Genomic DNA, 11,796 nt, shown 5'->3' with positions numbered 1-11,796 from the left:
TGGGCTAGACCGGACTTTCGTTACAGAATTTCTTGGGAGGGGCGCTCAGCAGGGTGAGCGGAATGGGTCCCTTGGGCGTGCGGCCGCCGCTGCGGGAGTGGTCGACGCTGGGCTTGGGCTTGTTCCTGTCCAACGCGAGGGCGGGCTCGCCGTAGCCCTGCACGCACTCGGGGTCGGGGCCGTCGAGGGGCAGGCCGGTGAAGAACTTCGCCGCCATGCAGCCGCCGCGGCAGGCGTCGTAGTGTCCGCAGCTGCCGCACGCGCCGGCCGACTGCGGCTCCCGAAGCTCACGGAAGAGCTCGGAGTTCTGCCACACGCTCTGGAAGCCGTTGTCGGACAGGATGTTCCCGGCCAGGAACTGGTCATGGATAGCGAACGGGCAGGCGTAGACGTCGCCGACCGGGTCGATCAGGCAGACCACCCGGCCCGCGCCGCACAAGTTCAGACCTGCCAAGGCGCCGGGCTCACCGAGACCGGACAGGTGGAAGAACGAGTCGCCGGTGAGCACGCCCTCGCCGTGGGCGACGAGCCAGTCGTAGAGCTGGACCTGCTGCGCGGCGGTGGGGTGCAGTTCGTCCCAGACGTCGGCGCCGCGGCCCGAGGGGCGCAGCCGGGTGATGCGCAGCGTGGCGCCGTACGAGTCGGCAAGGGCCTTGAAGTCGTCGAGCTGGTCGACGTTGTACCGCGTCACGACGACGGAGATCTTGGCGTCTTCGAAGCCAGCGGCTCGCAGGTTCTCCAGCGCGCGCGTGGCCATCGCGAAGCTGCCCGGGCCTCGGACCGCGTCGTTGACCTCGGCGGTGGCGCCGTCGAGGGAGATCTGCACGTCGACGTAGTCGCTGGCGGCCAGCTTCGCGGCGACCTCTTCGGTGATGCGCACGCCGTTGGTGGAGAACTTGACCCCGACGTGGTGGGCGGTCGCGTAATCGACGAGCTCCCAGAAATCGGAGCGCACCGTCGGCTCGCCGCCGCCGATGTTGACGTAGAAGACCTGCATACGCTCGAGCTCGTCGATGATGTCCTTGCACTGCTGGGTGGTCAGCTCGCGAGGGTCACGCTTGCCCGACGAGGACAGGCAGTGCACACAGGACAGGTTGCAGGCGTAGGTGAGTTCCCACGTCAGGCAGATCGGGGCGTCGAGGCCGCGTTCGAACTGGTCGACCAGCCGGGGCACGGGTGCAGTGACGGTCATCGGTCCTCTCCTGCGATGAGCATGTTCGACGAGACCAGCACACCCATTGCGTGCAGGTACGGCGTCAGTTGATCGTCTTCGAGTCCTGCTGCGCGACAGGCGGAGCGAGCGTCGGGGTGATCGGACAGCGAGTTGATCACCTCGACGATCGTCCGGTTCTTCAGGAACGACAGTTTGCGGGTCCCGAAGTGGTACAACAGCGCGCCGAACGGCTCGGGCCGGACGGCCACCTGCGGATGCAGCCGCCAGCGCTGGTCCGGATCGAAGGTCGGCGCGGTCATGATCAGTAGACCCCGCACATCCCGTCGATGGACACCTCTTCGACCAGGCTCTCGGTGACGAGCTCGTCGTTCTCGGTGTGCTGACTCGGCTCCATGGCACTGCCTTTCTGTTCGGTGGGGCTCGACATTTGTGACGCAGATCGCAACAATAAGGCACCGGGTGCCGAAATGGAAGAGGGATGCCGATGCCAACCGCCAAGGCACGTGTCGGCCGTCGCCGATCGACCAGCTGGGAACACATCAGCGCGGTCGCGATCGATCTGTTCACCGAGCGCGGCTTCGACGACGTCAGCGTCGATGACGTCGCCACGGCCGCGGGGATCGCCCGCCGCACCCTGTTCCGGTACTACCCCTCGAAGAACGCGCTGCCGTGGGGCGATTTCGATGCCCATCTGGACCGGATGAAGGGGCTGCTGGCGGCCACCGACCCCGCCGCTCCGATTCACGAAGCCCTGCGCGCCGCCCTGTTGGCGTTCAACAATTTCGACGATGCCGACCGGCACCGGCAACGGATGCGCCTGATCCTCGAAACAGAAGCCCTGCAAGCCTATTCGATGACGATGTACGCAGGCTGGCGCGCCGTCGTCGCCGCTTACGTCGCGCGCCGCCTCGAGATCTCCCCCGGTGACCTGATTCCACAGACGGTGGCCTGGACCATGCTGGCGGTGGCGCTGACGGCATATGAGCAGTGGCTCGCCGACGAGTCGGTCTCCCTGGCCGCCGCACTCGGCGGCGCCTTCGATCTGCTGGCCGGCGGGTTGGCCGGCCTGGAAGCTCAGAACGGGGGGTGACCCTCGGGCCCATACCGCGGATTCGCCATCACCGCTGCGCGCACTTCACGGTTCTGCGCGCGTTCGGCTTTCACGCGTGCGGCAACCTCGGCGCTGCGCAGGCGGCGGCGCTTCGGAATCTTCGCGGTCCGCATCGGATCGGGTGGCAGGGGCGGTGGCGGCGCGAGCTCGGCTGTGTGCACCGGGAACTGCGGGAAGAACAGCGCACTTCCCGGTTTGGTGGTGCGGCTGCGGCCGTCGGGGTCGGTGAATGTGACTGAGCCGTCGGCTGATTGGACCTCGGTCCAGCCGTCGAGACCGAAGCAGAAGGTCTTCATGAGGTGATGCGTTCGGCACTTGCAATTCAGATTCGAGGGATGTGTTGGTCCGTTCGGCCACGGCACACAATGATCGATGTCGCAGCGATCGGCAGGCACATCGCAACCGGGAAATCGGCAGAACATGTCGCGCAGCCGAACGAAATGCGCGAGCCGCGACGAGGGGCGGTAGTGCGGTTCCGGATCTGGCCCGGGTAGCCACAGCGGCCGGACCTTCGCGCCGCCGGCGATGGCGTCGGCCAGCGCAACAGCCGGCATGACCTTCAGCCCGGGCAGAATCGCCACTCCGGTGTTGGCCAACGGCGGCGGCGTGCACTCGCTTTCGTCTTCGGCTACGCAATCTGCTGTTTCTTCGGGTCGGGTGACAGCGGGCTTCTCAGGAGCCTGCTGCTCGACAGCGTCGACTGCAGCCTGGTCGGCGATCACGTGGACGACAATGTGCGACGCAGGAGATCCGACATCGGCCTTCGGGCAGTCGGTTGACCCGCAGCGACACGGCAGATCCTGGCGGCCGTTGAGCAGTGCCCCCGCGGCATCCGAGCGACGCTCCCCCACGCTGCGCGGATCGTTTTCGCACACTCCGTTGATCATGGCGAGGATGCGCCGTTCGGCCGCAACGCCATCGGCAGCCATCAGCCTGCCCCACGCCGAGGTGGTCTCCGCGCCGTCCTCGTGGGCACCGATCCGAAAGTCGCGGTCGCTCAATGCATTTTTCGCCAACCGCACCGCATCGGGGTCATAGCGTTCGATCAGAGCGTTGACCGCCGCGGTCAGCTTCTCGTCGGATAGGGCGCCCCACGACACCGCATGGCCGGCCAGCGCCGCATCGATCTCGGCCAGCACCCGGTCGTCGTCGACCAGATGGGTGCGCCACGTCAGCTCGCTGATCACCCGAATGCTGATCCGACCCTCGCAGAACAGCGCCGCGACCCGGGGCAGCCGGTCACGCAGCGCCATCGCGATACGCATCTGCGCCGATGCGCGCCGTTGCCCGATGGTGAGCGCCGCGCCGATCCGCGCTGCGGTCACGGCCCACAGGTCGAAGGCCCAGCGCGCGCGGTCATCGTCGTCGTCGACGCTGCGACGGGTCAGTTCGGCGATGGCGGCCAGCCGCCGCGCGCAGGCTCGACCCTCCTCGACCGCCGCCTGTTCGATCGCGCCCACCAGCGCCTCATCGGCAAGGTCGGCGAACATGTGTTCGAACATGTCTCGAGTATGCCGCCGCACGCCGACGAATCGACGCGCCGGCACGGCCCCGGCCCGCCGGCTGTGGATGGAAACCGGATTGGGGATAAGTGTCGCGGTGAAGGCTCAGCCCAGGACGTCGGTGATCGGCGCGCCCGCGGCGATCTTGGCCCGCACTTTCATGACCTTGCCGGGCATGCCGCCGCCCACCACGCCGACCACGACACCGTCGCGCTCGTAGTAGGCCAGGAACTTGCGCCCGTCGTCCTCGACGAGGTGCACGGTGTCGGTGGCTTCCGGTTCACCCAGGGCCTGGATCTTGACGTCGTACTGATCGCTCCAGAAGTACGGCACCGTTGCCGTCGCAGGCGCGTCCTGACCCAATAGCGCCGGCACCAGCGCCCGCGCCTGATCGGCGACGTTACTCCAATGCTCTACTCGCACTTGGCCTTTCGTATGATCACGCCAGGAGGCGACGTCGCCGATGGCCCACACGTGCGGCGCACTGGCGCGGCCGACATGGTCGCACACGACGCCGTTGTCCACGGCGATACCGCTGCCCTCGAGCCACTCGGTGGCCGGATGGGATCCGATGCCGACGACGACGAGGTCGGCGTCGATCTGCGCACCGTCGGACAGGGTCACCGAGCGCACCCGGGAATCCCCGCTGACGGTGTCCACCCCGACCCCGCAGCGCACGTCCACTCCCTCGGCCTGATGCAATCGCGTCACCAAGGCGCCGATCTGCTCCCCCAACACCGACGCCAGAGGCGCGGGCTGCGGCTCGACCAGCACCACCTCGACACCTCGTGCACGCAGGCTGGCCGCCACCTCGCAGCCGATGAAACCCGCTCCGATCACCACGGCGCGACGCGCATCGGCCGACTCGCGGCGCAGCGCCAGGCTCTCGTCGACATTGCGCAGCACGTGAATTCCGGCCAGGTCGGGGAACGATCGAATCCGCTTGGGCACCAGCCCCGTCGCGATCACGAGCTCGTCGTAGCCGAGCTGCGACCCGTCGGCCAGCGTGACCGTGTGCGCCGCGGTGTCCACGGTGCGCGCCGCCGTGCCGAGGACGAGGGTGATGTCCTTCTCGGCGTAGAAGTCGGCCGGCTTGAGCGTCGTCTCGTCGAGCTCTGCCCGCAACACCTCCTTGGACAGCGGTGGCCGGTCGTAGGGCAGATGCTCCTCGTCGCTGACGATGGTCACCGGCCCCGCATACTCGGCGCGACGCAACTGCTCAGCAGTGCGCGCCGCCGCCAAGCCGCCCCCGACGATCACGACACCAGAAGTGCTCATCTGGGTTTTCTACCTCATCAGCGCTGTTCGGTGAGCGCCACCCCGCGTCGCACACTCATCGACGCGCCCGCTCGATGATGTTCGACAACACCACGATGCTCTCGCTGCGTTCGATGTCGGCGCTCGACCGGATACGTTCGAGCGCCTCTTCTAGATGGCGCATGTCGCGGGCCAGCACATGCAGCATCGCATCGGCCGTGCCGGTCACGGTGGCGGCACTAACCACCTCGGGGATGTCCTGCCACGCGGCACGCAGCTGATCCGGCGCGATCGTCCCGTGGCAGAACACCTGTACGTAGGCCTCCGTGGTCCAGCCCAGCGCGGTGCGATCGATGACGGTGGTGAAGGTGCGGATCACCCCGTCGTCGAGCATCCGATCGACCCGCCGTTTGACCGCCGGCGCCGAGAGATTCACCCGCTGCCCGATCTCGGCGAACGTCGCCCGGGCGTTGTCCGCCAACTCCGCGAGTATGAGTTCGTCGGTCTGGTCCAGCCGATCAGCCACCGCGCACGTCCTCAGAACAACAAATCGCCACCAAAGCGATTTTGGCACAACAAACCACGCATAGACACGCAACAGCTGAAGATTGATTGCGCCGCCCCCGCCAAAATATCGTTCAGTCATGCCGATCGACATCGCCGCCGCTGCGCTCCCCCGCCCCGAGTCGGCGACCGCGCGTGCCCAGCGGCCGCGCCGCTTCGTGATGGTCCGCCCCACCCACTTCACCGTCGACTACGTGATCAACCCCTGGATGGACCTGTCCACACCCGTCCACACCGCACATGCGATCGCCCAGTGGGAAGCACTGCGGCAGGCCTACCTCGACCTCGGCCACACCGTCGAGGAGGTCCACCCACTGCCCGGCCTGCCCGACATGGTGTACGCGGCCAACGGCGGGATGGTGGTCAACGGTCGCGCGGTGGTGGCGCGATTCGCTCATCCTGAACGCGCCGGCGAGGCGCCGGTGCACGCAGCCTGGTTGCTCGACAACGGTTTCGTGAGCATGCAGACCCGCCACACCAACGAAGGGCAGGGCGATCTCCTGCTCGTCGGCTCGACGATCCTCGCCGGCTACGGGTTTCGCACTGACCGACGCGCCCACCAGGAGATCGCCGACCATCTCCAGATGCCGCTCGTCAGCCTGGAACTGGTCGACCCGCGGTTCTACCACCTCGACACGGCGCTGGCCGTTCTCGACGACACGACCATCGCCTACTACCCGCCCGCGTTCGCCGACCACTCACTGGCCACGCTGCGGCAGCTGTACCCGCAGGCCATCGAAGTCGCCAGCGCCGACGCCTACGCGCTGGGCCTCAACGTCGTCTCCGACGGACTCAACGTCGTGATGCCCGCCGCAGCCGCCGGCTTCGCCGAGCAGTTGCGCCACCACGGATTCCGGCCGGTGGGCGTCGATCTGTCCGAGTTGCTCAAGGGCGGCGGCTCGGTGAAATGCTGCACCCTGGAGGTTCATTCATGACCGCGATGCATGCCCCCACCCGAACCGAGGACGCGATCGACCTCGACAACCGTTGTGTGGCACACAATTACGCTCCGCTACCGGTCGTCGCCGCACACGCTGACGGTGCCTGGATCACCGATGTCGAGGGCAGGCGCTATCTGGACTGCCTGGCTGCGTACTCCGCGGTCAACTTCGGCCATCGCCATCCGACGATCGTCGCCGCCGCCCACGCTCAGCTGGACCGGGTGACGCTGGTGAGCCGCGCCTTCCACGCCGAGCCGCTCGCGCCGTTCTGCGCCGCACTGGCCGCACTGTGCGGCAAGGAGATGGTGCTGCCGATGAACAGCGGCGCCGAGGCTGTCGAGAGCGGCATCAAGGTGGCCCGCAAGTGGGGCCACGACGTCAAGGGAGTGCCCGCAGGCACCTCGAACATCATCGTGGCGCGCAACAACTTCCACGGCCGAACCACGACCATCATCAGTTTTTCCGACGACGAGACGGCGCGGCGCGGGTTCGGCCCGTACACCCCCGGCTTCCGGTCCGTCCCGTTCGGTGACGCCGACGCGCTGGCCGCCGCGATCGACGACCACACCGTCGCTGTGTTGCTCGAACCCATCCAAGGCGAGGCCGGCATCATCGTGCCGCCGGACGGCTACCTGCCACAGGTGCGCGCGCTGTGCACCGAGCGCGGCGTTCTGCTGATCGCCGACGAGATCCAGTCCGGTCTCGCCCGCACCGGCGCGACGTTCGCCTGCGACCACTGGAACGTCGTCCCTGACATCTATCTGCTGGGTAAGGCGCTCGGCGGCGGGGTGGTACCGCTGTCGGCCGTGGTCGCCGACCGTGAGGTGCTCGGCGTCTTGCATCCGGGCGAGCACGGGTCGACGTTCGGCGGCAACCCGTTGGCCGCCGCGATCGGCCACACCGTGGTCGAGATGCTCGCGACCGGTGACTTTCAGCGCCGCGCAGCCGAACTCGGCGCCGTCCTGCACGACCGGCTGAGTGAGCTCGTCGGCCGCGGCGTGCTGAGCGTGCGCGGCAAGGGGCTGTGGGCCGGGGTGGACATCGACCCGGTGCACGGCACCGGCAAGCAGATCAGCCTGCGGCTGGCCGAGCGCGGCGTGCTGGTCAAGGACACCCACGGGTCGACACTGCGCTTCGCACCCCCGATCGTCGTCACCGAGGACGAGATCGTATGGGCTGTCGGTCAATTGGCCGACGTTCTGGCTTAGTACTTGGCCGTGCCCCGGTCGACGGCGGTCTGCGAGCCGGAGATGGTCGCCGAACCGTCACCGGCCAGCCACGCGACCACGTCGGACACCTCCTCGGGAGTCATGAACTCCTTGAGACCCTTCTTGCCCGCGTGGTGCACCGGCTGATACGGCATCGGTGAGAAGCTGTGCAGGAACGCCGGATACTTGCCGAAGATCTCCATCATCGCCTCGGGCTGCACCATCGGTGTGTCGATCGAGTACGGATGGATCGAGTTCACCCGGATGCCGAACTCACCGGCCTCGATCGCGAGCGCGTTCGTCAGCGCCACCAGCCCGTGCTTGGACGCCGAATAGTGGGCATTGCCCGGGGTCGCCTTCGTCCCCGCCGAGGAACTGACGATGATGATCGAGCCGCCGTTGCGCGCCTCGATCATCGCGGGGACCGCCGCCCTGATGGTGCGCCACGTCCCGTTGAGGTTGACGTCGATGACGGTGTCCCACTGCTCTTCCGACATCTCCCAGATCCGGCCCCAGCTCAGGATCCCGGCGTTGGCCACCACGATGTCGAGCCTGCCGAACTGCTCGACGCCGTCGGCGACGAGCTGCTGCTGCGCGGCGAGATCACGGATGTCGACCTCGCGGGTCAGCACCTTGCGGCCGGCCTCTTCCACCAGCCGTGCGGTCTCGGCGAGATCCTCGGCGGTGGGCATCGGATAGGTGACGGTGTCGGTGACCGGTTTGCAGACGTCGATCGCGATGATGTCGGCACCCTCGGCAGCCAACCTGACGGCGTGTGCACGGCCCTGCCCACGCGCGGCCCCGGTGATCAGCGCGACGCGCCCTTCCAGTGATGTCACCGGGTCAGGCTAACAGCAGAACTAGAACGCGTTCTAGTCCCTAGATCTCGGCGATGATCTGCTGCCGCTTGGCGGTGTACTCGGCCTCGCTGATGGTGCCGGTCGCGCGCAGGGTTTCCAACTCCTGGAGTCGCTGCGCGACGGTCGGGGCGGGGGCTGCCATCGGCGGCGCCGACGGGGTGGCCGGAACGGGCGGCGGCACCTGCTGCGCGGCGGCCCGCCGCACGATCGCCTGCACCTGCTGGCGCGCGGCGGGATTGGACCGCAGGTCGACCATGCTGTCGATCCCGATCCCATGGGCTTTGAGGACAGCCAGGATCTCCATCAGCGGCTCGGTCTGGCCGGTGAGGTCGTAGGTCCGGTTGTCCTCGGCGATGGTGAATGTCGCCGGCATCAACCCACTGATCAGCGCGCTGCGCTCCCAGTCGATCTGGTAGTCCTGGGTGACCGGATCGACCAGGACCGCCAGCCTGCGACTCATGATCATCGGCTGGCGGCTCATCGATGCCACCACCTTGTCCTGGGTGGCGAACGGCGTGATGCCGGGACCGGAGACCCTCAGATCCAGCTTCACCAGCGGTTGTTCGTTGATCCGCGTGTTGGTCTCGTGAATCCCGACGACCTGTGCCAGCGCCAACACCCCGCCGGCCTCGAGTTCCTGAGTCTTGGCGGCCGACCGGGCTCCGAAGCCGGTGATGGCCAACGCGATCAGGATGTCGACCGCCGTGATGATCAGACCGCCCCAGAACAGCCAGCTCATCATCGGGTCGCGGCCACTGGCGAAGTAGATCACCAGGAAGATCGGCCCGACGATGCCGCACAGCAGGACGAACAGCTGCACCTTGACGTAGCGCCAGAATGTCGACACGGGTCAGATTATGACCCGGCAGGTCAGGAACCGGGAGGTACCTGAACGGGATTGGCGTCGGGAACCGGGACCGGATGCTGCTGGACGAGCTGGTACAACGGCGCCACCCACGCGTCGGCCGACGACGGGGTCCGCGCATAGCTGGTGTGGACGGCCACCGCGGCCGGGTTCATGTCGTCCTCGGCGTCCGGGTCGTAGTCGCAGACCGCATCCCCGAGATCGCACACGCTGATCGTGCGGGCACCCATGGTGGGGGTCAGCGGGGCGGGCGTGTGCGCCAGGATCGGCCAGTCCTGCGCGACACCCTTGCCGCGTCCGGGAACGGCCGTGACCGAGCCCAGGTTCAGCGTCGGATCGGCCGGGAGACGGTCGCCGTCGGCGACGAGCAGCGCGGCGGCGAGGCTGGGGCTGGTCTCCAGTGCGGCCAGGTTGCGGTGCACCACCATGGCGCCCTGCGAGTAGCCGGCGAGCACCACCTGCGTCGTCGGACACTGTGCGACGAACGCGGCGTACTGCGCGCCCAGCGCGGCCGCGCCGGTGTCGACGCTACCCATGAAACCGAGCCACGCCATCGCGCCACCGTCGGGCGGCACGGGAACGGCGGGATAGTTCACCGCTTCGGCGGTGATCGTGCGACCGCTCTGCTGGACCAACTGCGCGAAGTCGCGATAGGAGGTGTTGACCACCCGACCCATCCCGTCATCGGCGGCGATGTCGGCGGGGGTGCGCTCACCGGAGCCGGCCGCACCGATCCAGTGCACGTCGGGGCAGCCCGGTTGGGCGGCAGCGGTACCGGCGGACAGACCCATCATCGCGGCGCCGGCGATGAGGGCAGCGGCCGCGGTTGCAGCGACGGAACGAATACTCAAGAACCTGATCCCAACCTTCGACACAAAGATGAAGGCGGCGGACCCCTCGACCGCCGCCTTGATGTACATCGCCGTCGGCCTCGGTGGCGTTACAGCAGGTGGACACACAAAAGTGGCGCCCACCCTCGCGGGTGAGCGCCACTCCTGCAGGCGGAACCTACTTGATGATCTTCGACACGCGGCCGGCGCCGACGGTACGGCCGCCCTCGCGGATCGCGAAGCGCAGGCCCTCGTCCATGGCGACGGGCTGGATCAGCTTGACGGAGATGTCGGTGTTGTCACCGGGCATCACCATCTCGGTGCCCTCGGGCAGGGTCACCACGCCGGTCACGTCCGTGGTCCGGAAGTAGAACTGCGGACGATAGTTGTTGAAGAACGGCGTGTGGCGGCCACCCTCGTCCTTGGACAGGATGTAGACGCTGCCCTCGAACTCGGTGTGCGGGGTGGTGGTGCCGGGCTTGACGATGACCTGGCCGCGCTCGACGTCCTCGCGCTTGATGCCACGGACCAGCAGACCGACGTTGTCACCGGCCTGGCCCTGATCGAGCAGCTTGCGGAACATCTCGACACCGGTGACGGTGGTCTTGGTGACGCCCGGACGGATGCCGACGATCTCGACTTCCTCGTTCACGTTGATCACGCCGCGCTCCACACGACCGGTGACCACGGTGCCGCGGCCGGTGATGGTGAAGACGTCCTCGACGGGCATCAGGAACGGCTTGTCGGTCTCGCGGACCGGGTCCGGGATCGACTCGTCGACAGCCTCCATCAGGTCCTCGACCGACTTCACCCACTGGGCGTCGCCTTCGAGAGCCTTGAGCGCCGACACGCGCACGACCGGGGCGTCCTCGTCGAAGTCCTGGGCGGCCAGCAGTTCGCGGACCTCCATCTCGACGAGCTCGAGGAGCTCCTCGTCGTCGACCATGTCCGACTTGTTCAGCGCGACAAGGATGTAGGGCACGCCGACCTGGCGGGCGAGCAGCACGTGCTCACGGGTCTGCGGCATCGGGCCGTCGGTGGCGGCGACCACCAGGATCGCGCCGTCCATCTGGGCGGCACCGGTGATCATGTTCTTGATGTAGTCAGCGTGACCGGGGGCGTCGACGTGTGCGTAGTGACGCTTGTCGGTCTGGTACTCCACGTGGGAGATGTTGATCGTGATACCGCGCTGACGCTCCTCGGGCGCATTGTCGATCTGGTCGAATGCGCGCGACTCGTTCAAATCGGGGTACTTGTCGTGCAGAACCTTGGTGATTGCTGCAGTCAGCGTGGTCTTGCCGTGGTCAACGTGACCGATGGTCCCGATGTTGACGTGCGGCTTCGTCCGCTCGAACTTCGCCTTCGCCACTGTGTTGTCCTCCTGGACTGTGTTGGTGCTCTTACTTAAGCAGGGTTGATCTTTGCAGTTGTGGTTCGCCGCGAGGCAACCGGGCTACTGCCCGGTGGCCTTCGCGCCAGACATG

The 11,796-nt window shown here is 67.4% G+C and carries 13 protein-coding genes; 3 read left to right on the top strand and 10 right to left on the bottom strand.

Going from position 1 to position 11,796, the window contains the following annotated elements; genetic code table 11:
* Window positions 1–4 precede the first annotated feature (4 nt).
* From mftC to mftA, 3 genes are read right to left on the bottom strand one after another with little or no spacing between them, the layout of a single operon-like run.
* Window positions 5–1,192 carry a mycofactocin radical SAM maturase gene (gene mftC, locus ACXYX3_RS05005; protein ID WP_458610389.1) on the bottom strand — a complete coding sequence of 396 codons (1,188 nt, stop codon included), beginning with the start codon at window positions 1,190–1,192 and terminating at the stop codon, window positions 5–7.
* The gene (mftB, locus tag ACXYX3_RS05000) at window positions 1,189–1,473 is read right to left on the bottom strand and encodes a mycofactocin biosynthesis chaperone MftB (protein ID WP_143818615.1); all 285 of its coding nucleotides are present in this window, start codon (window positions 1,471–1,473) and stop codon (window positions 1,189–1,191) included. Before mftB ends, mftC begins: the two co-directional genes overlap by 4 nt.
* A gap of 2 nt (window positions 1,474–1,475) precedes the next feature.
* On the bottom strand, window positions 1,476–1,568 hold the full coding sequence (mftA, locus tag ACXYX3_RS04995) for a mycofactocin precursor MftA (protein ID WP_073682527.1): 93 nt from the start codon (window positions 1,566–1,568) through the stop codon (window positions 1,476–1,478).
* Between the two features lie 90 nt (window positions 1,569–1,658).
* Here mftA and mftR point away from each other — a divergent pair, with 90 nt between their 5' ends.
* Window positions 1,659–2,264 carry a mycofactocin system transcriptional regulator gene (gene mftR / locus ACXYX3_RS04990; protein ID WP_458611979.1) on the top strand — a complete coding sequence of 202 codons (606 nt, stop codon included), beginning with the start codon at window positions 1,659–1,661 and terminating at the stop codon, window positions 2,262–2,264.
* On the opposite strand, the gene ACXYX3_RS04985 is transcribed toward mftR, so the two are convergent.
* The 3 genes from ACXYX3_RS04985 to ACXYX3_RS04975 form a co-directional block, all read right to left on the bottom strand.
* A complete protein-coding gene (locus ACXYX3_RS04985; RefSeq protein ID WP_458610388.1) occupies window positions 2,249–3,787 on the bottom strand; it encodes an HNH endonuclease signature motif containing protein in 1,539 nt (512 codons plus the stop codon). The genes mftR and ACXYX3_RS04985 overlap by 16 nt on opposite strands.
* A 105-nt stretch (window positions 3,788–3,892) precedes the next feature.
* On the bottom strand, window positions 3,893–5,065 hold the full coding sequence (locus tag ACXYX3_RS04980; protein ID WP_458610387.1) for an NAD(P)/FAD-dependent oxidoreductase: 1,173 nt from the start codon (window positions 5,063–5,065) through the stop codon (window positions 3,893–3,895).
* Between the two features lie 55 nt (window positions 5,066–5,120).
* Window positions 5,121–5,570: an Lrp/AsnC family transcriptional regulator gene (locus tag ACXYX3_RS04975; protein WP_241205115.1), complete on the bottom strand. Its 450-nt coding sequence runs from the start codon at window positions 5,568–5,570 to the stop codon at window positions 5,121–5,123.
* 118 nt (window positions 5,571–5,688) lie between these two features.
* Here ACXYX3_RS04975 and ddaH point away from each other — a divergent pair, with 118 nt between their 5' ends.
* A complete protein-coding gene (gene ddaH, locus ACXYX3_RS04970) occupies window positions 5,689–6,543 on the top strand; it encodes a dimethylargininase (RefSeq protein ID WP_458610386.1) in 855 nt (284 codons plus the stop codon).
* A complete protein-coding gene (gene rocD, locus ACXYX3_RS04965; protein WP_458610385.1) occupies window positions 6,540–7,757 on the top strand; it encodes an ornithine--oxo-acid transaminase in 1,218 nt (405 codons plus the stop codon). Before ddaH ends, rocD begins: the two co-directional genes overlap by 4 nt.
* On the opposite strand, the gene ACXYX3_RS04960 is transcribed toward rocD, so the two are convergent.
* From ACXYX3_RS04960 to tuf, 4 genes are all read right to left on the bottom strand, one after another.
* The gene (locus tag ACXYX3_RS04960) at window positions 7,754–8,587 is read right to left on the bottom strand and encodes a mycofactocin-coupled SDR family oxidoreductase (RefSeq protein WP_458611978.1); all 834 of its coding nucleotides are present in this window, start codon (window positions 8,585–8,587) and stop codon (window positions 7,754–7,756) included. The two genes, rocD and ACXYX3_RS04960, sit on opposite strands and share 4 nt — an antisense overlap.
* Window positions 8,588–8,636: 49 nt before the next feature.
* The gene (locus ACXYX3_RS04955) at window positions 8,637–9,464 is read right to left on the bottom strand and encodes an SHOCT domain-containing protein (protein ID WP_458610384.1); all 828 of its coding nucleotides are present in this window, start codon (window positions 9,462–9,464) and stop codon (window positions 8,637–8,639) included.
* Between the two features lie 23 nt (window positions 9,465–9,487).
* Window positions 9,488–10,276, bottom strand: coding sequence for a cutinase family protein (locus ACXYX3_RS04950; protein ID WP_458611977.1), 789 nt, complete (start codon window positions 10,274–10,276; stop codon window positions 9,488–9,490).
* A gap of 214 nt (window positions 10,277–10,490) precedes the next feature.
* Window positions 10,491–11,681 carry an elongation factor Tu gene (gene tuf / locus ACXYX3_RS04945; RefSeq protein ID WP_221358128.1) on the bottom strand — a complete coding sequence of 397 codons (1,191 nt, stop codon included), beginning with the start codon at window positions 11,679–11,681 and terminating at the stop codon, window positions 10,491–10,493.
* Between the last annotated feature and the right edge of the window lie 115 nt (window positions 11,682–11,796).

This window comes from Mycobacterium sp. Panama NTM2, from assembly GCF_054355555.1.
Note: the sequence above shows the minus strand (reverse complement) of the source record. Positions and strands in the feature narration are given on the sequence as shown.

What these genes read in the sequence shown, in the direction of transcription:
- mftA (WP_073682527.1), bottom strand. Translation starts at nt 1,568, where the DNA reads ATGGAGCCGAGTCAGCACACCGAGAACGACGAGCTCGTCACCGAGAGC.
- ACXYX3_RS04980 (WP_458610387.1), bottom strand. Translation starts at nt 5,065, where the DNA reads ATGAGCACTTCTGGTGTCGTGATCGTCGGGGGCGGCTTGGCGGCGGCG.
- mftB (WP_143818615.1), bottom strand. Translation starts at nt 1,473, where the DNA reads ATGACCGCGCCGACCTTCGATCCGGACCAGCGCTGGCGGCTGCATCCG.
- mftC (WP_458610389.1), bottom strand. Translation starts at nt 1,192, where the DNA reads ATGACCGTCACTGCACCCGTGCCCCGGCTGGTCGACCAGTTCGAACGC.
- rocD (WP_458610385.1), top strand. Translation starts at nt 6,540, where the DNA reads ATGACCGCGATGCATGCCCCCACCCGAACCGAGGACGCGATCGACCTC.
- mftR (WP_458611979.1), top strand. Translation starts at nt 1,659, where the DNA reads ATGCCAACCGCCAAGGCACGTGTCGGCCGTCGCCGATCGACCAGCTGG.
- ACXYX3_RS04950 (WP_458611977.1), bottom strand. Translation starts at nt 10,276, where the DNA reads ATGATGGGTCTGTCCGCCGGTACCGCTGCCGCCCAACCGGGCTGCCCC.
- ACXYX3_RS04985 (WP_458610388.1), bottom strand. Translation starts at nt 3,787, where the DNA reads ATGTTCGAACACATGTTCGCCGACCTTGCCGATGAGGCGCTGGTGGGC.
- ddaH (WP_458610386.1), top strand. Translation starts at nt 5,689, where the DNA reads ATGCCGATCGACATCGCCGCCGCTGCGCTCCCCCGCCCCGAGTCGGCG.